We start from the raw sequence: 24,164 nt of genomic DNA, 5'->3' as shown, positions 1-24,164 counted from the left end.
ATCAATAATATCACAGGATATAGTCCGTGCTTATAAAGTTAGACAGCTTGGATTCCAGTAATTGCTCTACGGTCTCCGTATTTAAAGGGTTATCCTTAAAGGCTACGAAGGTACGGATCGAGAATGATCGCAATGCATCATGCACACTTAACGTAGATTGGGCAGAATCTTTCCTGCCAGTAAACGGGTAGACATCTGGCCCTCGCTGGCAGGAGCTGTTCAGGTTCACCCGGCAAACGAGGTTTACCAGGGTATCGATCAGGGGTGCAAGGGTATAGACGTCCTTCCCGAATAGACTCACCTGCTGCCCGTAATTACTTTCGGCCATGTCATCCAGGGGTTCTTCAATATCCTGGAATGATATTACCGGGATCACAGGTCCGAATTGTTCTTCCTTATACACCCTCATCTCTTTGGTTACGGGGTATAACACTGCAGGCCAGATATAATTATCACTGCGTTCTCCCCCCTTTTCATTTATGATCTTTGCCCCTTTTGCCAAGGCATCATCAATGAGTTCCTGTATATAATCAGGTTTACCCGGCTCCGGTAAGGGAGTGAGTTTCACCCCTTTTTCCCATGGGTTCCCAAACTTAAGTTCATCGACTCTCTTTGCAAAGCGCTGCAGGAATTCCTCCCTAACCTCCTGGTGAACATATACGATCTTCAGTGCTGTACAACGCTGACCGTTAAAAGACAATGTTCCCGCAAGGCATTCTTCGATGGTCAGGTCCAGGTCTGCATCCGGTAAAACGATCGCAGGGTTCTTAGCCTCGAGACCGAGGACCAGCCGAAGCCTGTTGCTCTTGGGATGCTGTTCCTGGAGGGCATTGGCCGATTTACTGTTCCCGATCAACGCGAGCACATCTACTTTTCCTGTCTTCATAATAGGAGCTGCGACCGCCCGTCCCCGACCAAAAAGGATATTCACCACCCCCTTCGGAAAACTTGACTGGAATGCTTCGAGCAGAGGCGTAATTAACAGTACCCCGTGTTTAGCCGGCTTAAAAATGGTGGTATTTCCCATAATTATAGCAGGGATAAGAAGGGCAAAGGTTTCGTTCAGCGGGTAGTTATATGGTCCCAGGCAGAGTACCACTCCCAGGGGTCCCCTCCTGATGTGGGCATACACCCCGTCATTCTTGGTAAACTTGGCCGAATTCCTGTCCAATTCGCGGTAATCTTCGATCGTATTATAGATATACTCCACGGTACGGTCAAATTCCTTTTCAGAATCAGGAAGTGATTTTCCTATTTCCCACATCAGCAATTTTACGATCTCGTCCCTTTTGGTCTCCATCTGGCTGACAAACTTCAGCATACACTCTATGCGGTCTTTAACCCTCATGGTAGGCCATATACCTTTTCCCTGGTCAAAGGCTTCCAGCGCACCCTGTAAAGCCGCCAGGGCTTCAGGTTCTCCCATATCCGGGATACTTCCTAGTAAGGTAGGCGCATAATCCTCCGAAGACGAGATAGACGAATACACTTCCGTACTTGCCCCTTCCCAGGATTCGAGCTTACCGTTCACCAGGTATTTCTTCTGGTGAATGGGATCTGTGATCGCGTAAGCTTCCGGGATTTGATTCATTGTTTGTTCCATAATCAAATGATTATTCTGTTCTTTTCTATAAATTTTTTTGATCAGGCCAGCGGTTTCATTGCCGTCATAGACGCGCGTAACCTTGCCCCGACGATCTCTACCGGGTGTTCCCTCAGGGTTTTATTCACCGCGATGAGCTTTGCATTATCTACCCCGTTCCCTTTGCCTTCAGCATAGGATTTCCCGATCACATCAGTCTTAATTTTTTTCATGAAATCTGCCAACAGGGGTTTACAAGCATGATCAAAGAGGTAACATCCGTATTCTGCCGTATCCGAGATCACCCTGTTCATTTCAAATAGTTTTTTCCTCGCGATAGTATTAGCTATCAGCGGAGTTTCGTGCAGCGACTCGTAATAAGCCGACTCCCCTATGATGCCTGATTCTGTCATCGCTTCATAAGCCAGCTCTACTCCTGCCCTGACCATGGCCACCATCAGGACACCATGATCATAATACTCCTGTTCGGAGATCTTGTGATCCCCTGCCGGAGTTTTCTCGAAGGCAGTTTCCCCGGTAGCAGCTCGCCAGGCGTGGAGATTCTTATCGTCATTAGCCCAATCCTCCATCATTGTTTTAGAGAAATGACCGCTCATGATATCATCCATATGTTTATTGAACAATGGTCTCATGATCTCCTTAAGTTCCTCAGACAATTCAAACGCTTTGATCTTTGCCGGGTTAGACAGGCGATCCATCATATTGGTGATTCCCCCGTATTTCAACCCTTCAGTAATCGTTTCCCAGCCGTACTGAATTAGTTTGGAAGCATAGGACGGTTCTATTCCTTCGGCTACCATCTTGTCAAAGCAGAGGATAGAACCTGTCTGCAACAGGCCGCAGAGGATGGTCTGTTCTCCCATTAGGTCTGATTTCACTTCAGCCACGAAAGAGGATTCGAGCACCCCTGCCTTATGACCCCCGGTAGCGACGGCATAAGCTTTGGCCTGTTCAAGTCCCTTCTGCTCCGGGTCGTTTTCCGGATGTACTGCGATCAGGGTGGGCACCCCAAATCCGCGTTTGTATTCCTCGCGCACTTCAGAACCGGGGCTTTTTGGCGCGACCATTATTACGGTCAGGTCTTCCCGAACCTGCATTCCTTCTTCCACGATGTTGAACCCGTGGGAGTAAGACAAGGTGGCGCCTTTCTTCATCAGTGGCATTACCGCATTGATCACAGCGGTATGCTGCTTATCCGGGGTAAGGTTAATGACCAGGTCAGCGGTAGGAATCATTTCTTTGTAGGTACCAACTTTAAAACCGTTCTCTTTGGCATTCTTAAATGAAGGGCGTTCTTCAGCTATCGCTGCATCGCGAAGGGTGTAGCCGACATCCAGGCCGGAATCCCTCATGTTCAGTCCCTGGTTAAGGCCCTGTGCCCCACAACCAATGATCACTATTTTTTTGCCTTTAAGTGCGGATACACCATCCGAAAACTCGCTCGATTCCATAAACCGGCATTTACCCAGTTGCATCAGTTGTTCGCGTAAGGAGAGTGTATTGAAGTAATTTGCCATTTTTTGTAATGATTATTTATAAATATTGGTTTGATTATTATTTTTCCATTGCGGCCAGTAAGGAGGATATCTTCATTTCGGCCTTTGTTACCGTGATCCGCCCTGATCTCACAAACTGCATGATCCCATAGGGTTTTAACAGCCTGTACATTTCTTCGATCTCTTCCCGTTTCCCGGTTTTTGCCAGCACGAAAAATTCCCTGGAAACCGTCACGATCTGGGCGTGACTGTCCTTTATGATATTCTGTATCTGCCTTTCATCGAACAAGAGGTGAGATCCTATTTTGAAGAGTGCTGATTCCTGGTAGATCGTCTCTTCATCCGTGTGATAAAATGCTTTGATCACCTCTATCTGCTTTTCTATCTGCATCACGATCTTGCGGGTCCAGTCCTCCGTAGTAAATACCACCACCGTAAATTTAGAAACCCCTTCTATCTCGGATTTAGAGACATTAAGGCTTTCAATATTGATGTGTCTTTTCAGGAATATCCCGGAGATCCTGTTGAGGAGCCCGACGTTGTTCTCTGAGTATACTGAAATGGTAAACCATTTTTTTTCCATACCTACCGTATTATTTTAATCGAATGTCTGAGACAGATGCCCCTGAAGGGATCATCGGGAAGACATTATCTTCTTTTTCAACTCTTACCTCCAGGAAATAGGGTTCTTTGGAATTCATCATCTCCTTAACCGCTTCATCCAGTTCAGAACGTTCTTCCACCCGGCGGGCTTTCAGGTGGTATCCCTCCGCAATCTTTACAAAATCAGGATTGGTCATCACCGTGGAAGCATATCGCTTTTCGAAGAAAAGTTCCTGCCATTGCCGCACCATGCCTAAATGTTCGTTATTCAGCACTACGATCTTTACCGCGGTCTTATTCTGGAAAATGGTAGCGAGCTCCTGTATATTCATCTGGTACCCGCCATCCCCTATAATGGCCACTACTTCCCTGTCCTCGGCACCCATTTTCGCACCTATAGCTGCAGGGAGTGCAAATCCCATCGTTCCGAGTCCGCCTGAGGTAATATTACTTTTAGTCTGGGTAAAGCGCGCATAGCGACAGGCGATCATCTGGTGCTGGCCTACATCAGAGACGATGACGGCATTATCCCCGGATGCTTTATTGATGGAACCGATCACCTCACCCATGGTAAGCCCCGGTTTTTGAGGATACAGGTCTGCTTTGATCACCGCCTCGTACTCTTCCTCCTGTTTTTTCTTGAATTCGGAATGCCAGGCTTCGTGCTTATTTTCCTTGATCAAGGGTAAAAGCAGCTTTAAAGACTCTTTGGCATTGCCAAGTACAGCCACATCCACTTTTACGTTCTTATTGATCTCTGCTGGATCTATTTCAAAATGAATGATCTTTGCCTGTTTGGCATAGGTATCCAGGTCACCGGTCACCCGGTCATCAAACCGCATACCAATGGCGACAAGCAGGTCGCACTCGTTGGTTAGCACATTAGGACCGTAATTCCCGTGCATCCCGACCATTCCAACATTGAGGGGATGATCGGTCTCCATGGCCGACAAACCGAGAATCGTCCAGGCTGCAGGAATGCCTGATTTTTCCACCAGTGCTTTTAATTCTTCTTCTGCTTTGCCGAGGATCACGCCCTGGCCATATACAATGTATGGTTTTTTGGCAGTATTGATGAGGGCTGCGGCCTCTTGTAAATCCGCCATATCAGGTTTAGGATAAGGCTGGTAACTTCTAACCTGGGTGCAAGGCTTGTATTCAAATTCCAGTTCATCAAACTGGGCATTTTTAGTGATATCCACCAGCACAGGTCCTGGCCTGCCCGATTTAGCTATATAGAAAGCTTTAGCCATGATCTCAGGGATCTCAGAGGCCTTGGTAACCTGGTAATTCCATTTGGTGACCGGGGTAGAAATACCGATGATATCGGTTTCCTGGAAAGCATCAGAACCCAGTAAATGACGGGGTACCTGCCCGGTTATACAGACCATAGGAGTTGAATCGATCTGGGCATCGGCAAGACCTGTCACCAGGTTCGTTGCCCCGGGCCCGGAAGTGGCCATGGCAACCCCGACCTTTCCGGTTGCCCTCGCATATCCCTGTGCAGCATGGGCCGCCCCCTGCTCGTGCCGGGTAAGGACATGGGTAAGCTGATCCTGGAACTTGTATAATTCGTCGTAGACAGGCATGATAGCACCCCCGGGGTAACCATAGATAAGGTCTACTCCTTCTGCCAGCAGGCAGTGGATGATAGCCTCTGCACCACTGATCTTCATCCGGGTGTCTGCGCTCTTTTTCATTTTTTTATCCTTCAATGTTTCCATAGATCTGCTATGCTATGTTAATGTGTTATAACTCGTCTGTCACACAACCCTGGGAGGCTGATGAAACAGTTTTGGCATATTTAAAAAGACTGCCCCGCTTAACCTTCAAAGGTGGAGCGGTCCATGCCTCCCGGCGGGCCTTCAGTTCTTCCTCGCTGAGGGCAACACTTATGGTATTCTCCTCGGCATCGATAGTGATCATATCGCCGTCTTTAAGTAATGCGATAGTACCACCTTCCTGAGCTTCCGGTGAAATATGACCGACCACGAAACCATGGGTTCCCCCGGAGAACCTCCCATCAGTAATAAGAGCTACATCCTTTCCAAGACCTGCCCCCATGATGGCCGAAGTGGGTTTTAGCATTTCCGGCATACCCGGACCTCCTTTAGGACCTTCATACCGGATAACCACCACATCCCCTTTCTTCACCAGACCTTTTCCAATACCTTCATTGGCTTTGAACTCATCCTCGAACACCTTTGCAGGTCCCGTAAAGTGAAGGCCTTCTTTCCCGGTGATCTTGGCAACTGCACCTTCTTCTGCGAGGTTTCCGTACAATATCCTGAGATGTCCCGTTGGTTTGATAGGGTTGCTGACCGGGTGGATAACATCCTGCCCGCTCTTAAGACCCGGTACGTCTTTCAGGTTCTCAGCCAGGGTTTTCCCGGTTACCGTAAGACAATCTCCGTGCAGCATATCATTTTCGAGCATGAACTTCATAACAGCCGGAATTCCTCCTACCCTGTAAACATCTTCCATGAGGTATTTCCCGCTGGGTTTCAGGTCAGCCAGGAACGGGGTTGTATCACTAATCCGCTGGAAATCATCCAGAGTGAAGTTAATGTCAGCGGCTTTTGCTATTGCAAGGAAGTGCAGTACCGCATTAGTGGACCCCCCGAGAACAATGATAAGTCGGACTGCATTCTCAAATGATTTCCTGCTAAGGATATCCATGGGCTTCAGATCCTTTTCCATCAGCACCCGAAGTGCTTTACCGGCTTTTATACAATCTCCCTTTTTATCCTTACCCACAGCGGGGTTAGAAGAATTATAGGGTAAGGCCATCCCCAGTGCTTCTATAGCAGAGGCCATAGTGTTTGCTGTATACATTCCTCCACAAGCACCTGCTCCTGGGCAGGCATTTTGTATCACTTCTTTATATTCCTCTTCATTAATGCTTCCAGCCACCTTTTCACCCCAGGCTTCGAAAGCCGAAACTACATCCAGGTTCCTGTTCCTGACACAACCCGAAGCAATTGTGCCTCCATATACCATAACACTGGGCCTGTTAAGACGGATCATTGCCATTAAGGCTCCCGGCATATTCTTATCACATCCCACCACGGTGACCAAACCATCGTAATTCATCGCCTGTACCACGGTTTCCATGGAGTCTGCAATGATATCCCGGGATGGCAGGGAATACCTCATCCCGTAAGTACCCATTGAAATACCGTCACTGACTCCAATGGTATTGAATACAAGTCCGACCATCCCGGCTTCCCCTACCCCGGTCTTCACATGCTGTGCAAGATCGTTGAGATGCATATTGCAGGGATTCCCTTCATAGCCGGTACTCCCAATCCCGATAAAGGGTTTGCTCATATCCTCTTCCTTAAGTCCTAGGGCGTAAAGCATTGCCTGCGAGGCCGGTTGCGATGGATCCTGGGTAATCTGTTTGCTGTATTTATTCAATTCCATAAATGCCGTTTGGTCTTCCTATTTTACAATGACTTCCAAAGATAAGCCTTTGACTATGGGAAGAATCCGGCATATGCCTAAGAGGATAAATTCAATACCATCCAATACTATTTAAATAACTGATTGCCAGGTATTTAAATGCAGTTCCGTTATTATATCCAGCAAAGGTAAAAAAGTAGAAGAAGTAGTATTCAATGCATTCTTAAACGGATATGATCCCCGTATTTCTTCTGTGCCAGCAACGAGACCGCTGTAGAAGACAGCTGCAGCACCCTGGGGTAGCCTCCTGTAGTTTGACCGTCTCGCATAAGTATGATCAGTTTACCTGCAGGTGTAAACTGTATGGTTCCGGGGAGCGTTGCAGAGGTAAGCATGCTCTTGTTATGACCTTCTATAGCTTCCTCCAGCTGGTAGGCCATACGGTTGTTTTCTTTTGCAATGGTAAAGTCCTTCGTGAATATAGTCTCCAGTTGCCTGTCATTGAGCATGGCATATTCCGGCCCGGGCGACACCTTCAGTATATTCTCTTTGTAAAAACCTTTTGTTGTTACACTACTGATCTTGGGTTCAAACTCCAGGGTCTCATCGTAAGGGAGCTGCATATGTTCTCTGATCTTTCCCATTTCAGTTACAGGGAAATAAAAAGACCTGCTATCCAGTATTTTTTTTGTAAGGAACCCGCCTTTAACAGCCAGGTAGCTCCTGAACCCATGCTCCAATTGTCCAAAAGAAATTTCATCCCCGGCTTCGATCTTGTGCACGGTATTCTTCTCAATAGCCTCCCCGTTGCACTTCATAGATAGCTCTGCGCCTGAAACCGCGATATAAGTCGATTTTTCAAAAACCAGGGTGGGTCCGGTCATAGTGATCTCCAGCACGGCGTCCTCTTCCTCGTTCTCCAACAGCGAATTCGCTACAGAAGCGGCATAACTGTCCATCGCACCTGATGCGGGCACCCCGAGTTTCCTGTATCCAAATCTTCCCAGGTCCTGTACACTGGTGTAAAGGCCTGTTTTCTTAACTGTCAGCATCCAGCTTGATTTTTTCAATTTGATGTATCCCCACTTCAGACTCTAATTTGAATAACTGGTATTCTCCTTCCGTGATCTCGTAAAATCGCACTTTATCCCCGGTCTTTATAAAGCTTGGAGGTTCTTTCTTGGCATCAAAACTCGGAATAGGGCAGTTTCCAATAATATTCCATCCTCCCGGTGATTCCTGGGGATAGATGCCTGTCTGTTGCCCGGCAAGTCCCACGGAACCTGCATCTACTTTCATCCTCGGGTGTTCCCGCCTTGGAATTTGTAAACTATCAGGCAGTCCTCCCAGGTACATGAAACCCGGTAGAAATCCGAGGCCGTACACGGTATAGGTAGAAGAGGTATGCATATTGATGACTTCTTCCGAACTCAAACCAAGTTTATCTGATACTTCTTTAAGATCGGGAGCAAACTCTTCGTCGTAACAGACAGGAAGTTTCCAAAGATAACGCTCCGGAAGTTCAGCTTTCGTGGCATTTTCATACCATTGTAGCAATTCTCTTTTCAGATTGGCACTGTCTTCTATAGGGATCCTCCTGATCACAGCCATCGTATGGTATGCCGGGACCAATTCCCATTTGCCCTTTTTAAGGCAGTTTTGTTCCAGGAAATTCCCAAACTGCAACATATCCTCAAGAATAGGTTCCTTGACTTCTTCCGGCCATTTGATCAGCATGGCGTATTCCCCGAAGGGTTCTATGGTTATAGGGTACTTGCTCACTTGTCCAGGTAAATTCCGTGTTTGGGTAATTCTTTTGAAATATACATCAATATTTGCAATGCCGAAGGAGTATCTCCGTGTATACAGAAGGTATTTGCCTCCATAGAAAGAAGCTCGCCTTCTATACTCCTGACCTTTCTCCGGAGTACCATGTTTACAATATGATCCAGGGCTTTCTCCGGTGACTCTATCAAAGCCCCCGGCTGTTGTCGCGACACCAGGCTCATGTCTGAATTATAAGCCCTGTCAACAAATGCTTCAAATACAACCCTTCTGCCGGCAGCTATGGCTTCTTCAGTGAGTGCTGAACCGTAAGGTGTATAAATGACCAGCTCAGGATCAAAAGGCTCCAGGGCCTTTAAAAATATCCTGGCCAGGGATTTATCCGCAACAATATCATTGTAGAGTGCACCATGAGGCTTTACGTGGTAAAGAGTACAATTTTCTTCTTCGGCAACCCGGCAGACCAATGATAATTGCTCCCTGATGGTATCGATCAGTTCGCTTTCCGACATGGTCATGGAAGTTCTCCCAAAATTATCCTTATCCGGGTATGATGGATGCGCCCCCATCTTAAGTCCGTGAGCTTTCGCCAGTGAGAGTACTCTCCTGATCTCCCCTTCATCCCCGGCATGTCCGCCGCAGGCAATGTTACAGGAACTGATATAAGGGAAGAGTTCGGCTTCGTTCCCCATACCTTCCCCTACATCGCTGTTAATATCTATTTTCCTCCTGTGCATAGTCTAGGCATTAAATACGGTTATAATACTCTTGGCTCCTAACAATATGGCCAGCCCTATGATCACGACAGCAATGATATTTTGAACCACTCCGTTCTTATACCTTCCCAAGACGGATGCCTTATTAACAACCCAAAGAAGGAAAATGGCAATTACGGGTAACAGCAACCCATTAGCAACCTGTGCAAATTTGATAATCTCTATCGGCCGGAATCCAAAGGAGAGGGACAGTACCCCGATCGTGAGTACAGAGATCCAAACCAGGCGGAATTTCCAGTCTTTCATATCTGCCTGCCAGCCAAAGCAACTATTAGCCACGTAGGCTGCTGCCAGGGGAGCAGTTATAGAGGAGGTGATCCCGGCAGCAAAAAGACCTAACCCCATAAAATAACGTGCGCCTTCACCAAATAATGGTTGCAGGCCCTTGGCAAGATCCAGGGCGTCATTTACTTCTGTCGTTGGAATAGCAGAGGCTGCAATCACTATAGTCATCGAAACCAGCCCCCCCAATCCCACGGCCCATAAAGTGTCATTCCTTGCCTTACCCAGGTCTTCTTTGCCATTCCATTTCTCATTTACCAGGGAGGCATGCAGGAAAAGGTTATAAGGAACAACGGTGGTTCCCACTAATGCGATAACCATCAACAAGCTTCCCTCGGGCAAGCCTGGAACCAGTAACCCCCGGAATACGTCTCCCAGATCCGGTTTCGTGATCACAGCTGTTATGATGAAGGAAACGCTCATCAGCAAGACCAGGGTCACAAAAACCTTTTCCAGCAATTTGTAGTTTCCGGCCAACAACAGGAAAAAAGCTGAGATCCCGATCACCCAGGGATAGAAGGAAGAATAGTTGTTTCCGAAAATGGCCTCCAGTCCCAGTGTTGCACCGCCTATATTACCAGCTTCGTAAGCAGTATTCCCAATGACGATTGCTCCCAGAACTATAAAGAGGACCAGGTTGCGGAGTAGTGGTGTATTCAGTTGTTCACGGATCACATCTGCCAATCCATTCCGGGTAACAAGACCAAGCCGGGCTGACATTTCCTGCAGGACCATCGTGGCCAGGGTAGATAGGAGCAAGGTCCAGAGTAAAGCATAGCCGAACCCGACTCCTGCAAGGGTACAAACCGTAACCGTACCCGGGCCAATAAAGGCGGCGGCTACTAAAACTCCCGGTCCTATATTCTTAAACATACTCCAATTGTTAGCCCGTCATTTTCGTAAATATAGGAGGATTCTGCTGGAACGACGCCCGGTTAAGAATTAAAATTTGAACCTGAAAAAACTAAAAATATATGCAGTTCATCTAAAAAAGTGCAGTTCGTCTAAAATCCGGGGTCCGTACATCGAGAAAATATAATAATCAAAAAAACGCGCAGTTATAATTATCCCAAACCCCCAACAAACCTACTAAATGACCTGTTTAGAATGCCATAAAGAACTCAGTTACATCGATCATAAAAACTCCATGGAACTATTTGATGTGGAGTTGTGCAAAAAGCACTACGACCGCTTACTGAGACTTAATAAAAGACATAAGACCTCCCTACAGGCCATCAGACTCTATTACGGATTAAAAGAAGCGGGCGAAAACCCTATGCTTGCCTGGTGGGACGGAAAAAAATCCGTTGATATCGCACTGCCCAGGGTTAAATTAAATGTGGAAATAGATCATGAACCTCATCTCTACAGCCACAAAAGAGCTATGGAAGAATTGGAGGAAGCCATGCACTCAATGAACGACGGATTTACCACTTTACGAATACCTCATATGCTTATCGCAGAAAAAATGCGGGAAACAGTCCAGGACATCCTGCAGATCAAAGCGGGGTTACAACAGTCCCAGCAGGTTATATAACAGAACGACACGCTTACTTATATTCATTACCATGAAAGACACCCGATCCCCAGGGTGTTTTTTTATGGCTATAATGAGGTCACGACCTAAGGGAATTGCAAATCTCAAATGAACAGATTTTTTTCTATCTTCATTTCCCCTTGGACACCCGGCACAAGACCGATCTGATGACCAACCTAAACCGCAACCATGAGAATTATAGTATGCCTGTGTATCAGCCTGCTCCTGTTTTCCTGTAAAACAGAAAATAAAAACAGTATAAACCTCGCCGGACTGCACTCAACCGTGGAGATCAAAAGAGACCAGTGGGGTTTAAACCATATTTATGCCGAAAATGAACACGACTTGTTCTTCGCCCAGGGTTACGCCGCGGCCCGGGACCGGCTCTTCCAATTCGAGATCTGGAGAAGGCAGGCTACGGGGACCGTAGCTGAAATACTTGGAGAAAGAGAATTCAAACGTGACCTGGGAACACGATTGTTCAAATTCCGCGGTGATATGACAGAAGAAATGAACCATTACCACCCCAGGGGTGCTGAGATCATTACGGCCTATACGGATGGAGTCAACGCATACATCGATGAGGTACTTCGCAATCCCGGGAAGTTACCAATCGAATTTAAATTGCTCGGTATTAAACCTGGGAAATGGACCCCTGAGGTTGTAATCTCCAGGCACCAGGGTTTACTCGGGAATATAGAAGAAGAATTAGAGATCGGGCGGGCCGTGGCTGTCCTGGGACCGGAAAAGGTCAGCGAATTGTACTGGTTTCACCCGCAGGAGCCCGAAATTTCATTAGATACTTCCTTAACTGCCGATCTCTTGTCAGGAGATATCCTGGAATTATATAAAGCTTACAGGCAGAAAGTAGTTTTCCGCCCGGAAGATATTGTTCCAGAATACCGTGAACCGAAAGTAGCCCTTGCTTTGAACCAGTTGGTGGAGGGAAAATCAGACCATCATAGTATAGGAAGTAACAACTGGGTGATAGATGATACCCGGACTGTTGACGGGCATACCTATATGGCTAATGACCCACACAGGACCATTGCTGTTCCTTCACTGAGATACATGGCACATCTTGTAGCTCCGGGATGGAATGTCATCGGGGGCGGCGAACCCGAAATACCCGGTATTTCAATAGGACACAACGAGTATGGGAGCTGGGGCCTAACCGTATTTGAAACGGACGGGGAAGATCTTTACGTCTATGACCTCAACCCGGAAAACCTTGAGCAATACAGGTATGGAGATGGATGGGAAGAAATGCGACGGGAGAAAGAAAATATTGAGATAAAAGGAAAGGAAGCAAAAAAAGTAACACTTAGGTATACAAGGCACGGACCGGTTACTATGATCGACTCTGTAAATCATAAGGCCTATGCCGTGCGTTGTGCCTGGTTAGAACCGGGTGGTTCTCCTTACCTGGCATCCCTGCGAATGGACCAGGCCAAAACCTGGGAAGAATTCCGCGAAGCATGTAGTTACAGTCACATCCCGGGAGAGAATATGATCTGGGCCGATAAGGAGGGAAATATCGGGTGGCAGGCTGTCGGAATTGCGCCTGTAAGACCAAATTTCAGCGGATTAGTACCTGTCCCCGGGAATGGAAAATACGAATGGGACGGGTATCTGCCGATCAAGGAGAAACCCCACAGTGTAAACCCGGAAAAAGGATATATCGCTACTGCCAACCAGAATGTGATCCCGGCTGACTATCAGCGTTGGGACGCTGTAGGCTATACCTGGGCCGATCCTTACAGGGGAGAACGAATTGAAGAAGTGTTATCCGGCAAGAATAAGCTGTCTATGGAGGAAATGAAAGCCCTGCAAGTGGATTATGTTTCGATTCCGGCAAGACAACTAACTCCCCTCCTGCTGCAGCTGGAATTATCCGGGAAGGCGGCAGATGCACTTGAACTTTTGAGAGACTGGGATCACTCCCTGGACCCGGGATCTGTCCCGGCGGCCATATATGTCGCGTTCGAAAATACACTTGGCGACAAGGCTGACGAAAGATTTATTCCGGAGGCCGCCAAAGGCATTATAAAATATTTACAGATGAAACGGGTTGTGGACTGGGTTACCGATCCCGGCGATGAATTTGGTGCTCAACCTTTAAAGGCTCGCGATGAATTTTTGCAGGAAGTATTTACAGAAAGCGTCGCCCAACTGGAAAAAGATCTGGGCCCGGACATGGATAAATGGCAATACGGCCAGGAGAAGTTCAAGCATACAGTCATGGAGCATGCCCTGGGTAAACTGGTTAATGACAGTCTGGCGGCCCGGATGAACTTAGGACCCCTTCCCAGGGGCGGTAATTCATATACCCCGGGTTCCACAGGGGGCAATAAGCGCCAGAGCAGCGGGGCTTCTTTCCGGATGATCGTTAATTCGGGCGACTGGGATGCTGCGGAAGCTACGAATGCGCCCGGGCAATCAGGAGACCCGTCAAGTGAATTCTATGGCAATCTCTTTGAAACATGGGCACGGGACGAGTATTTCCCCGTATATTTTTCTGAGGAAAAGATCGACTCGGTCACCGTGGAACGCTTGTTATTAGTTCCCGCTGAATAGATCTCAGAGCGAAGTTTGAGGTTTGAGGTTCGAAATTTGAAGTTTGAAGTTTGAAGTTCGAGGTTTGAGGTTTGCGGTTCGCGGTTCGCGGTTTGCGGTTTGCGGGTTGCAGTTCGCGGTTTGCAGTTCGCAGTTCGCAGTTCGAGATATTAAGAAATCTACTCCATCGTCACCCTGTCCCCTTTGTCACCTTTGTCACCCTTTGTAACTATGTACCCATTGTACGGTGTGACGGCTTGACGGCCTGACGGCGTCCCGGTTTCTAGTTTGAAGTTTGATGTTTGCGGTTTGCAGTTCGCAGTTCGCAGTTCGAGATATAAAGAAATCTACTCCATCGTCACCCTGTCCCTTCTGTCACCCTTGTCACCCTTTGTAACTATGTACCTATGTACCTTTACCCCTCTTCCACATTATGCCCCCTGCACTCAGGCAAGCCTTTATAAGCCATATGGGAATCAGGCTGCCTAAATACCTTCTTCACAATTGCATAAAGATCCGGAACTACTGTCCTGGCTAGTCTGGAATTGGAGTTTAAGAGCACACAAATACCCAGGTCAGCTTCCGGGTATATGGCGATCTCGTTCCTGTAATTATTTACACTCCCGCCGTGGTGCCAGATTGTTGTTTCCCGCTCAGCATTATCCTCTGTCATTTTGTGAATTCTCCATCCGAAGCCGTAATACGAGGATACGTGCCCGGGCCAGCGCTGGTAGTATTTACTATGCCCTTTTATCTCTATATATGGTTTGAAAGTCTCCTCTATGGCTGATCTGCTCATGATCTCAGGGTTGTGACCCAATACAAAACGCATCCACTTACCCATATCCTCAGCATTGGCACTGATTCCGCCTGCCGCTATAGCATTGTAATAATGATCATTCAGTTTCTTCGGTCTCCAGCTTTTGCGCCATTTTGAATGGGGTAAGGCAACATTGGAGTTATTGAGCAGTGTTTCGTGATCCATGGTGGTAGAACACATTTCCAAAGGGTTAAAGAACCTCTGCTCGAGAGAATTCCTGATACCCTGCCCTGTTGCTTTGTGCATCATTTCACCTGAGAGTGCAAACAAAGCATTCTGGTAACTGTAAAGAGCTCCGGGGTTACTGATGGGTTTTACTTCTTTGAATCTGGGGGCAATATCCTGTAGTGGCAGCCCGGCTTCAATCAAATTGGTGAAGCTGTGGTAAGGGGCTCCGGCAGTGTGGGAAAGAATATTGGCCAAGGTGATCTTCTCGGTGTGCTGGGGATCTCCCAATTGAAATTCCGGGATATAGTCTTTCACCTTATCCTCCCAATGCAACTTGCCTTCATGGATAAAATCGGCTGCCAGGATCCCGGTGAAACCTTTTGACAGCGATCCCAGCCTGAATATAGTCTGACCATCTACCTCTTCCTGGTTCCGAATATTTCGCTTTCCGAAGCCATCAGAAATCACGATCGAATCCCCCTTAACGATGCTTACCCCTGCTCCTACTATATCGCCTGCCGCGATAGCCTCATCAAAATATGCTTGTAACGCCGCCTGCAACTCCTCCTGACGGCTTTTATATAATATAATCTCTTCCTGAGGTATCCGGATCTCTTTAAACTGATCTGTAGACGCGCTCATTTCAGGTTTTGATCCGGGTTGGGGACTATTGAAAATGAATAACAATCCCATAAGAAACATAATCATTCCTGCACTAATGAGGAGGAGTTTAAGTCGTGACATAATTAACCTGATTTTTCAGTCTCGGTATAAAATGGGGAATATAAAAGCTTATAATTAATTAACCTTTTAATGAGCGGAATATTATAAATACAAGCCGAAAAAAAGTGTTAATAATCAATGGTTTCCATGGCAAAATTACCCTAACCACCCTTCCCGGTCAAGGGAGCGGTACTGTATAGCCTCGCTCACATGGTCATTCCTGATCTTTTCTGATCCATCCAGGTCGGCTATTGTACGGGCAACCTTAAGGATCCGGTCATAGGCACGGGCCGAAAGGTTCAGTTTTTCCATAGCTGATTTCAGCAATTTCAAAGAGGCTGATTCCAGCATACAATAAGTAAATATCTGCCTGGTATTCATTTGCGCATTGTAATGCAGGTTCGGAATATGACGGAATCTCAGGGTCTGTAAAGACCTGGCTGCAATAACCCGCTGGCGGATATCGGCACTTGCTTCTCCCCTCCTGGTCTCCGCTAACTGTTCAAAGGGGACGGGGGTCACCTCTATGTGAATATCTATACGATCCAGCAGGGGACCCGATATCTTTCCCAGGTAGCGCTGCATTTCTGTGCCACTGGAACTCCAGGGGGCGTCTTTATCATTGAAATATCCGTTAGGACTGGGGTTCATACTAGCTACAAGCATAAAACTACTTGGATAGGTTACCGTGAACCTTGCCCTAGAGATCGTCACTTCCCTGTCTTCTAATGGTTGCCGCATCACCTCTAAAACACTGCGCTTAAATTCGGGTAATTCATCCAGGAATAATACCCCGTTATGGGCCAAAGAGATCTCTCCCGGTTGAGGGTATGATCCGCCCCCGACCAGGGCTACATCAGAAATAGTGTGGTGTGGACTCCGGAAGGGCCTCTGGGTCATAAGCCCGGTATTCTTGAGCCGACCAACGACGCTGTGTATCTTCGTGGTTTCCAGGGCTTCGTCAAGCGCCATGGGTGGTAAAATGGACGGTAGTCGCTTTGCCAGCATGGTTTTACCCGCTCCCGGAGGACCTATCAGGATTATATTATGCCCCCCTGCCGCAGCAATTTCCATACAACGTTTTATACTCTCCTGTCCTTTGACGTCAGAAAAGTCATGTTCAGCATGTCGCTGTTGTTCATAATATACCTCCTCTATATCGACTTTTTTTTCCTCTAAGGGCTGGTCTTTGTCAAAATGATCGATCACTTCGCGTATATTTTTTACCCCGTATACTTTTAAACCGGTCACTATTGCTGCTTCTTCGGCATTCTCCCAGGGTAAAATGAAATATTTGAATCCTGCCTCCCGGGCACAGATCGCTATCGGTAATGCACCTTTTATGGGTTGCAGACTGCCATCCAGGGAGAGTTCACCCATCACGAGGTATTCCTTTACCGTATCGGTCGAGATCTGCCCTGATGCCAGGAGAATTCCCAGGGCAAGAGGAAGGTCGTATGCGGAACCTTCTTTCCTGAGATCGGCGGGTGCAAGGTTGATGGTGATTTTCTTACCGGGGATCTTATATCCGTTATGGATCAAAGCCGCCGCGATGCGGTAATTACTTTCCTTGATCGCATTATCGGGTAAACCCACAAGATGATAGCCGATACCCCTGCCAACATTTACTTCGATCGTTATCACCTGGGCATCGACCCCGAAAACAGCACTACCGTAAACTTTTGTAAGCATCAGAATACCAGGTCGATATTCCTAAAGATATAAAATATATAGAATATTTTCTATTAAAACTTGATGGATTTATTCTTTTCTGAGCAGAAGACGGGAAACGGCATTAACTTCTATTTCCTTTCTATTCAGAAGCATTTTCCGGAATTCCCCGTTTGCAAACATTTCTGCCTGATCCTCGTAATGTGGACTTAAGGGATTCCCGGACTGCCCTGTTGGTAATATGCTCACACTATTCTCTATATCCGAGAAATCTATGACCCTCCGGGTCGAAGGGCCTGCGGTAACCTGGTACTGGCCATCGCCCTCATAAGGAAAGGCCAGGTTATTGATGACTTCACGACTGCCGGGAACAGGAAATGGGCCTACATTAAAGAATGTCCGCAGGGCTTCCACCTCTCCCATCGGGTGCCCGTGCTCCAGGGTATGCACCCGCTCCCAGGTCCATTTTGTATGATCTTCCCCAAGCTGTGCCTTCAAAGAAGTAATCGCCTCATCAAAGGATTCCTGGATAATATCTTTTTTAACTTCCTTCTCTGCGGTATTAATATCATCCCACCAGACTGATTCTTCCTTGGCCGCCATGGGGGCGATCAATCGCTTACAGAAATTCGTATCCAGGAATTTCGGGAACAGGGTTTCCCCAAGCTCATCGGCAAAAGTGTTTTCCAGGAAAAAATAAACCCATCGGTGAAAGATGGTAGCCGCCACACTGTTTAACGGGTAATCTCCCTCCCATTTACCCAGAATATCCAGGATCTTGATTTCCTGGTCAGTAAGGGCTTTAACTTTCATAGATTTCGCTAGTTCAGTAATTACGGACGGATTTACCGGAGAAGTCACATCTGTGATCATCTCCTTGGTTGCATCGAGATCCCAATCGTCCCTTGTTTCCAGCAGGTTCACTATCCTCCGCGCCCTGTTTTCCGGCAGGTAATACCCCCGGTACAGACCTCCACGAATTGAATCCGGTTGATTATTTGCCGAGTAGACATAGTTCGAAGACGGGTTAACCGATTGAGGATTTTCAATGAAATCACGGAATTTTACAGGTTCTTCCTGCCCGTTCGCTCCATCCAGGATAAATTTTGAATTTACACCTCCCGGAAGGTCATATAACTTGGCGGTGGCCCACCATGCGATATTTCCCTCGGCATCCCCGTACATCACGTTTAGTCCCGGGGCATGTAAGTCCGGTAGGGCATCCCTGAAACTCTCAATGTTATCTGCATGACTGATGCCATGTAACACCTTCAACAGTTTATTTTCCTGCTTGGTATATAGCCATGACATGCTTATTTCCGGTAGAATTTCCAGATCCTTCGAAATGCCATTGACCAAGGGCCCCCTTGAGGAGATCTTATAAGTGTACGTTACCGTGTCCGCATCCTTAACCGGAATACGGTAGGTCCTGGTTTCATAGGTCGCCCAACCGTCGACGGTCTTGTATTTCGTGGAGTCCTGCGGATGAACCTGTTCAAAATAGAAATCCGTATCATCGTTAAGAAACATGGTCAGACCATATGCGGCTTTCCGGTTGTGTCCTAAAAGAGGGAAAGGAAAACCCGCGAGGTGGTACCCATACTTTTCGTACCCGGGTGCATTCAGATGGGCTTCATACCAGGTGGAAGGCTGCCCAAAACCGATGTGAGGGTCATTTGCAAGTATCACTTTGCCATTTTTGGTTTTCTCCGGACCAATCACCCAGCTATTGCTCCCCATGAACTGAGGAACGGGAAGACCAGATAGTGAATTATGGACAACACTGGCCAGCTCCTTACTTACCTGCATTTGCAGGGAGTCCGTGTGTACGGGTATCCTGGTAGGATGAGCCGTTTCCCCGATCTCCAGGTCGGCTAGGTACGTGGAGTCCAGTTTGGTCCTGATTGCCGTAAGTAAAGGATCCGTGCGGTGGGCGGTGGCAAAGGTATAGGCCATGTAGCCCATGCTGTTGTAAATATCCTTAAGCGTAAACGGAGTCTTCTCTATACCGGTCAACAGGAACTCCATAGGGGTAGGACCTTCCTTTATAAAATGATTGATTCCATCCAGGTATGCCTGCGATAATTTTACAACCGGGTCTTCGGGATCAAGTTCCCTTACCGTCTTCTCCGTGGCATCCGCAATACCCAGCGAAAGAAATAACTTATCTGCGTCTATCAGATCTTTACCAAAAACTTCTGATAATCCGCCGGAACCTACCCTGCGCAACAATTCCATTTGCCATAGCCGGTCCTGGGCATGGACATATCCGAGTGCCCGGATGGCGTCCAATTCGGTTTTGGCGTAGATATGAGGGATTCCGTAGGTATCGTAAAACACATCGACATCCCGCTGCAGGCCTGGCAAGGTCGTTGCCCCGTCATACTCCGGTTTTAGTGTCTGCCTCCCAATAAGTACCACCAGGATCACTACCAGGATAAATCCAAGCAATATCCACCCTAACGTCTTTAATATCTTCACTGCTTCTTATTTACTAATGACAAGGTAGCAGTTTTTATGGCAGGGAAAAAAACAATCGGCTAAAGGATTAAATTAGTCTTCTAACACAACCGGGGCATCCTCAAAATTAGCGATTCCCCTCTGCAGCCAATCTACATAATCCGGGATGTTTGTGTTCTGTATGGACGGACCCAGAATTTCCAGGGAAGGAGACATTAACACATAATAAGGCTGTGAGGCTGCACCGAAGTTTACCGTCTGGAAAGTACCCCATTTCTGTCCAACAGTTCCAATTTCTTTCACCCTTCCTGAATCGAATTGATAAGCAAACTTTTCTGATTCTTCCAATTCTTTGCGGTCATCAACATATAATGAGATCAGGACAACCTCTTCGTTCAAAATTTCGTAGATGGCAGGGTCACTCCAGACATTCTCTTCCATTTTACGGCAATTGACACAGGCCCATCCAGTAAAATCAAGCAGGATAGGCTTATTTACCTTTTTGGCATATGCCAGGCCTTCCTCAAAATCCTTGTAACAATCTAATCCCAGGGGACAGTCGCTCTCCTGGTCCACTATGCTGTAGAACTGCGGTGGTGGAAAACCGCTGAGGAGTTTCAGGGGCATTACCTTGAACAACCCAAGAAGCAGGTAAAGTGTAAAGGCCGCACTAACCAAGCCGAATACAATACGCGGAGCCGACTTTTTTTGCCCTTTAGTCCCTCCAACTCCCAGCAAATACAAGGTCATGCCAAGGGAAAGGGCCACCCAGATTGCCAGGAAGATTTCCCTCTTCAGAAGTCCCCAATTTCCAACCAGGTCTGCGTTTGACAAAAATTTCAAAGCCAGTCCTAATTCCAGGAACCCCAGTACCACTTTTACCGTGTTCATCCATCCGCCGGATTTAGGCAAGGAATTCAACCATGCCGGGAATAGTGCAAATAACGCAAAAGGTAAAGCCAGTGCTACGCCAAATCCCAGCATCCCGGCAGAGAGATTGGTTGCCACATCACCTTCAGCCAGGGCCGTACTTCCGAGTAACCCGCCCAGGATGGGACCGGTACAGGAAAAAGATACAATGGCCAGCGTAAGGGCCATAAAGAATATCCCTAATCCCCCACCTACTTTAGCTGATGCTGCGTCCATCCTGTTGGCCCAGGAACTTGGCAGCGTAAGCTCGTAATAGCCAAAAAAGGAGAATGCAAAGAATACGAAAATCAGGAAGAAGAATACATTCAGCCATACGTTAGTAGCAATGGTATTCAGGATCTGGGAGTCGACCGAATCAAATAAGTGAAATGGCAGACTGAGTAAAAAATAGATGAGGACAATAAAGAAGCCATATAGTAAAGCGTTAATGACCCCTTTCGACTTTTTCTGGGAATGTTTGGTAAAGAAAGAGACGGTTAAAGGTATCATAGGGAATACGCAGGGAGTTAACAGGGCCAGTAACCCTCCCAGGAAACCGAGACCGAATATGACCCATAATCCCCCGGTGCCGCCCAATGATTCCCCGTCAGATTGATTGAGCAACTGCTGGTTCTTAAGATCGATATTCAGGGATTGCCCCATAGCCCGGCTCCGGTCATCGATCGTTGCTTCCTCCACCACGATGTCCTGCCCGTATAATGAGAAGTAAAAGGTCTCTTCAACGGGAATGCATACTTCCTTACATACCTGGTAAAAAAGATCCAACCTGACCTGCTGAAGATCCTTGTCCGTTATTCTGATCTTCTGCGTAAAACGTGCTTCATTCTTGAAAAAGGTTTCATCAACCTCGAAAATATCGCTGAAAGCAGTTTCTGTCTCACTTTCTTCGGTATCTCCCAACAACTCATAACTTTCACCGGCACCAACATAGGTGAATTCCGTAGGCAGCGGACCTCCCGGCGGGGTGTGCTGGGAATATACATGCCAGCCATTCATTATCTCGGCGGTCAGGACAAGCTCAAATTCCGTATCGGATATCTGGTTAACCTCTTGTGACCATACAACAGGGGATTCATCTGTTTGCGCAGTAATGGCCGACATGGCCAAAAATCCGAATAAAACGACCAATACTCCTTTTAATCTACCCATGTAATCTTTAATATCTTTCTGGTGTTATCACTTACTTTAAAACGGTCGTCAGGCCTTTTACCGAGAACCCATACTATGGAATCCCCGGAACACAATAACCATTGCTTTTCTTTAGCGACAAGATCCATTTTCTCGTCCTTATAGAATTTGGACAGTTTCTTTTTACCTGAGAGTCCGAAGGGGTAAAAATAATCCCCTTTTTTCCATTTCCTCAAGGTCAGTTCCTTGTTTAACTTTTCTTTATCAACGTATAAAATATGCTTATCTGTATTTCCCAGGGCATTGACTTCTTCCAGGATGAGCTGAACAGGCTCACCGATCTCACCTGCTTCTGCCTTAAGGGTGTAAACTCCCTTGTCCTGTATTTCTAACCGCTGTAACAGCAGGTCCTCCCTGTCTTTGACCAGGCGGTGTGTATGACTCAACAATATTTTGCCACTACCTGACTGCAGCAAGCCCTCTATGGGCTCTCCTTCAATAAAACCATATTCTTCGAATAAAAAATGAAGATAAGGACGAAGGGGGTTGCATGTAGTGAGTTGCTCAATACTTATACGGAAGATTTCTCCTTCTTTCCTGAACAAATCGTTTTTAAGTTGTGAAACATGGGCCCGAATGATAGCCTCGCTGTCCTGCAGGTGTCCAAGTGTACTAAGGAAATTTTGCATAAAAGCGGGGTGGGTCTCTTTCAGAGGGGGTACAATTTCTTTCCTGATCTGATTCCTGAGGTATTTTATTTCCTGGTTACTGCTGTCTTCTCTCCAGGATAACTTGTGCTCCCTGGCGAATTTTTCTAAAGTATTCCGGTCAAAACGAAGCAAAGGCCGGGCGACAACATCTGTATTTCCAGGAATACCACTCAGCCCAAACAGACCCGTACCCCGTGATAAATTGATAATAAAGGTTTCCAGGTCATCATCAGCATGATGGGCCGTTACCACCTTGCAGAGCTGGTTTTCCTGCAGAAGATTTTTGAACCATCCATAGCGTAAATCCCGGGCAGCCACCTGAACTGATACTTTATTATTATTCACATAACCGATTGTATCAAAGCTTGTTAAGTGATATTTTATATTATATTTTTCACAGTAATCCTTCACAAATTTTTCATCCCCATCGCTCTCCTTCCCCCTTAACCTGAAATTAGCATGTGCTACATGAAACTTCAGGCCGGACAACTGGCAGAGCTTCAATAAGACCATACTGTCCATCCCGCCACTGCATGCCAGCAGGAATGTATGCTCTGCCAACTTGGGGAATTGCCGGGTGATATGTTCTTTAAACCTTTCTAACACGGGGATAAAGGTAAAAAGATTAGGTCAGTAATACCCATCGCCCTGGCCCGGATTAATGCAGTCCTTGCTCCCCTAACCATTCTTTAATATGTTTAAACAACAAATCACGACTAACATCGTGATGTAATTCATGATAGCCCTTCTCCAGTAATACCAGCCTGGAATAATCAGTACCCTTATCAAATTCAACAGAACCGCGATGATCAATAATCGGATCCATCTTTCCATGGATGATAATAATGAGGGTCGTCATCAGGCGCGAATTTTCTATCGCCCAGGCACCAGCTTCGATGATCGGGAAAGCGTAGTTTGGTGTGATCCTGTCATGCACTAACTGATCTTCACGGTACTTTTTAACCTCATCCGGAATACTCGATATTCCTTCAGGATCCAAACCCGAGGACATACTAAACCTGGGAGCGATTATTTTTAACAATTTACCAACCTGCAATTTCCACCCCGGGGGCTGGTAAGCCAGCCGCAGGTAAGGACTGGATGCCATTATTCCGGCAACCCTGACTGATCTCCTTATCACAAGGTTTATTGCTAAATTCCCTCCCATACTATGGCCGTACAGAAATAATGGTAAACCAGGGAAGCGCTTTGCCGCTTTGGCTATAACATGTTCTAACAGCTCTAACAACTCTTCGTAACCATGGCAATAACCCCGCTGCCCTTCGGTTTTCCCGTGACCAATATTATCATAGCGGAAGACTGCCAGTCCATGTTCCAGCAGGAAAGGAATAACTCCATCAGAATAACGCCCAGAATGTTCACCAAATCCATGTATAAGCACCACCACAGCTTTAGTCTGCCCGGGTTCTTCAATTCCCAGGAAAACCTGCCGGTCATCTTTCCAGTTGATGTAGTTTTCTGTTGCAGCCATATTTCTTAAGGTAAGATAA

The 24,164-nt window shown here is 46.9% G+C and carries 17 protein-coding genes; 2 read left to right on the top strand and 15 right to left on the bottom strand.

Annotated elements, in window-relative coordinates; translation table 11 throughout:
* Window positions 1-10: 10 nt before the first annotated feature.
* From CLV82_RS09835 to CLV82_RS09795, 9 genes are all read right to left on the bottom strand, one after another.
* Window positions 11-1,603, bottom strand: a complete 1,593-nt coding sequence (locus tag CLV82_RS09835) for an NADP-dependent glyceraldehyde-3-phosphate dehydrogenase (protein WP_133644128.1) — start codon at window positions 1,601-1,603, stop codon at window positions 11-13.
* A gap of 41 nt (window positions 1,604-1,644) precedes the next feature.
* Window positions 1,645-3,120, bottom strand: coding sequence for a ketol-acid reductoisomerase (gene ilvC, locus CLV82_RS09830; RefSeq protein ID WP_133644127.1), 1,476 nt, complete (start codon window positions 3,118-3,120; stop codon window positions 1,645-1,647).
* 37 nt (window positions 3,121-3,157) lie between these two features.
* Complete coding sequence (gene ilvN, locus CLV82_RS09825; protein WP_133644126.1) at window positions 3,158-3,682, bottom strand: acetolactate synthase small subunit; 525 nt, start codon at window positions 3,680-3,682, stop codon at window positions 3,158-3,160.
* 10 nt (window positions 3,683-3,692) lie between these two features.
* A complete protein-coding gene (gene ilvB / locus CLV82_RS09820; RefSeq protein WP_133644125.1) occupies window positions 3,693-5,426 on the bottom strand; it encodes a biosynthetic-type acetolactate synthase large subunit in 1,734 nt (577 codons plus the stop codon).
* A gap of 25 nt (window positions 5,427-5,451) precedes the next feature.
* The gene (gene ilvD / locus CLV82_RS09815; RefSeq protein WP_133644124.1) at window positions 5,452-7,128 is read right to left on the bottom strand and encodes a dihydroxy-acid dehydratase; all 1,677 of its coding nucleotides are present in this window, start codon (window positions 7,126-7,128) and stop codon (window positions 5,452-5,454) included.
* 191 nt (window positions 7,129-7,319) lie between these two features.
* Window positions 7,320-8,159 (bottom strand): 5-oxoprolinase subunit C family protein, encoded by an 840-nt coding sequence (locus CLV82_RS09810; protein WP_133644123.1) that lies wholly within the window; start codon window positions 8,157-8,159, stop codon window positions 7,320-7,322.
* Window positions 8,146-8,889, bottom strand: a complete 744-nt coding sequence (pxpB, locus tag CLV82_RS09805; RefSeq protein ID WP_133644122.1) for a 5-oxoprolinase subunit PxpB — start codon at window positions 8,887-8,889, stop codon at window positions 8,146-8,148. Before pxpB ends, CLV82_RS09810 begins: the two co-directional genes overlap by 14 nt.
* Window positions 8,886-9,629 (bottom strand): 5-oxoprolinase subunit PxpA, encoded by a 744-nt coding sequence (pxpA, locus tag CLV82_RS09800; protein ID WP_133644121.1) that lies wholly within the window; start codon window positions 9,627-9,629, stop codon window positions 8,886-8,888. Before pxpA ends, pxpB begins: the two co-directional genes overlap by 4 nt.
* Window positions 9,630-9,632: 3 nt before the next feature.
* Entirely contained in the window at window positions 9,633-10,823 is a 1,191-nt protein-coding gene (locus tag CLV82_RS09795) for an Nramp family divalent metal transporter (RefSeq protein ID WP_133644120.1), read from the bottom strand.
* Between the two features lie 220 nt (window positions 10,824-11,043).
* On the opposite strand from CLV82_RS09795, the gene CLV82_RS09790 reads away from it, so the two are divergent.
* Window positions 11,044-11,487: a hypothetical protein gene (locus tag CLV82_RS09790; RefSeq protein WP_133644119.1), complete on the top strand. Its 444-nt coding sequence runs from the start codon at window positions 11,044-11,046 to the stop codon at window positions 11,485-11,487.
* A gap of 189 nt (window positions 11,488-11,676) precedes the next feature.
* On the top strand, window positions 11,677-14,064 hold the full coding sequence (locus CLV82_RS09785) for a penicillin acylase family protein (protein WP_133644118.1): 2,388 nt from the start codon (window positions 11,677-11,679) through the stop codon (window positions 14,062-14,064).
* Window positions 14,065-14,458: 394 nt separating this feature from the next.
* Here CLV82_RS09785 and CLV82_RS09775 read toward each other — a convergent pair whose 3' ends face one another.
* The 6 genes from CLV82_RS09775 to CLV82_RS09750 form a co-directional block, all read right to left on the bottom strand.
* Window positions 14,459-15,673 carry a serine hydrolase domain-containing protein gene (locus CLV82_RS09775; RefSeq protein WP_243744184.1) on the bottom strand — a complete coding sequence of 405 codons (1,215 nt, stop codon included), beginning with the start codon at window positions 15,671-15,673 and terminating at the stop codon, window positions 14,459-14,461.
* Between the two features lie 237 nt (window positions 15,674-15,910).
* Window positions 15,911-17,446: a YifB family Mg chelatase-like AAA ATPase gene (locus CLV82_RS09770; protein WP_133644116.1), complete on the bottom strand. Its 1,536-nt coding sequence runs from the start codon at window positions 17,444-17,446 to the stop codon at window positions 15,911-15,913.
* Window positions 17,447-17,515: 69 nt separating this feature from the next.
* Window positions 17,516-19,906: a penicillin acylase family protein gene (locus tag CLV82_RS09765; RefSeq protein ID WP_133644115.1), complete on the bottom strand. Its 2,391-nt coding sequence runs from the start codon at window positions 19,904-19,906 to the stop codon at window positions 17,516-17,518.
* A gap of 72 nt (window positions 19,907-19,978) precedes the next feature.
* The gene (locus CLV82_RS09760) at window positions 19,979-21,964 is read right to left on the bottom strand and encodes a protein-disulfide reductase DsbD family protein (RefSeq protein WP_133644114.1); all 1,986 of its coding nucleotides are present in this window, start codon (window positions 21,962-21,964) and stop codon (window positions 19,979-19,981) included.
* Window positions 21,952-23,214, bottom strand: coding sequence for a tRNA lysidine(34) synthetase TilS (gene tilS / locus CLV82_RS09755; protein WP_243744183.1), 1,263 nt, complete (start codon window positions 23,212-23,214; stop codon window positions 21,952-21,954). The genes CLV82_RS09760 and tilS overlap by 13 nt, the downstream gene beginning before the upstream one ends.
* 97 nt (window positions 23,215-23,311) lie before the next feature.
* On the bottom strand, window positions 23,312-24,145 hold the full coding sequence (locus CLV82_RS09750; RefSeq protein ID WP_133644112.1) for an alpha/beta hydrolase: 834 nt from the start codon (window positions 24,143-24,145) through the stop codon (window positions 23,312-23,314).
* Window positions 24,146-24,164: the final 19 nt, after the last annotated feature.

Source organism: Zeaxanthinibacter enoshimensis (genome assembly GCF_004362865.1).
Lineage (GTDB): Bacteria > Bacteroidota > Bacteroidia > Flavobacteriales > Flavobacteriaceae > Zeaxanthinibacter > Zeaxanthinibacter enoshimensis.
Note: the sequence above shows the minus strand (reverse complement) of the source record. Positions and strands in the feature narration are given on the sequence as shown.

What these genes read in the sequence shown, in the direction of transcription:
- CLV82_RS09795 (WP_133644120.1), bottom strand. Translation starts at nt 10,823, where the DNA reads ATGTTTAAGAATATAGGACCGGGAGTTTTAGTAGCCGCCGCCTTTATT.
- ilvN (WP_133644126.1), bottom strand. Translation starts at nt 3,682, where the DNA reads ATGGAAAAAAAATGGTTTACCATTTCAGTATACTCAGAGAACAACGTC.
- CLV82_RS09835 (WP_133644128.1), bottom strand. Translation starts at nt 1,603, where the DNA reads ATGGAACAAACAATGAATCAAATCCCGGAAGCTTACGCGATCACAGAT.
- CLV82_RS09760 (WP_133644114.1), bottom strand. Translation starts at nt 21,964, where the DNA reads ATGGGTAGATTAAAAGGAGTATTGGTCGTTTTATTCGGATTTTTGGCC.
- CLV82_RS09790 (WP_133644119.1), top strand. Translation starts at nt 11,044, where the DNA reads ATGACCTGTTTAGAATGCCATAAAGAACTCAGTTACATCGATCATAAA.
- ilvB (WP_133644125.1), bottom strand. Translation starts at nt 5,426, where the DNA reads ATGGAAACATTGAAGGATAAAAAAATGAAAAAGAGCGCAGACACCCGG.
- ilvC (WP_133644127.1), bottom strand. Translation starts at nt 3,120, where the DNA reads ATGGCAAATTACTTCAATACACTCTCCTTACGCGAACAACTGATGCAA.
- CLV82_RS09810 (WP_133644123.1), bottom strand. Translation starts at nt 8,159, where the DNA reads ATGCTGACAGTTAAGAAAACAGGCCTTTACACCAGTGTACAGGACCTG.
- CLV82_RS09775 (WP_243744184.1), bottom strand. Translation starts at nt 15,673, where the DNA reads ATGAGCGCGTCTACAGATCAGTTTAAAGAGATCCGGATACCTCAGGAA.
- pxpA (WP_133644121.1), bottom strand. Translation starts at nt 9,629, where the DNA reads ATGCACAGGAGGAAAATAGATATTAACAGCGATGTAGGGGAAGGTATG.
- CLV82_RS09750 (WP_133644112.1), bottom strand. Translation starts at nt 24,145, where the DNA reads ATGGCTGCAACAGAAAACTACATCAACTGGAAAGATGACCGGCAGGTT.
- CLV82_RS09770 (WP_133644116.1), bottom strand. Translation starts at nt 17,446, where the DNA reads ATGCTTACAAAAGTTTACGGTAGTGCTGTTTTCGGGGTCGATGCCCAG.
- ilvD (WP_133644124.1), bottom strand. Translation starts at nt 7,128, where the DNA reads ATGGAATTGAATAAATACAGCAAACAGATTACCCAGGATCCATCGCAA.
- CLV82_RS09785 (WP_133644118.1), top strand. Translation starts at nt 11,677, where the DNA reads ATGAGAATTATAGTATGCCTGTGTATCAGCCTGCTCCTGTTTTCCTGT.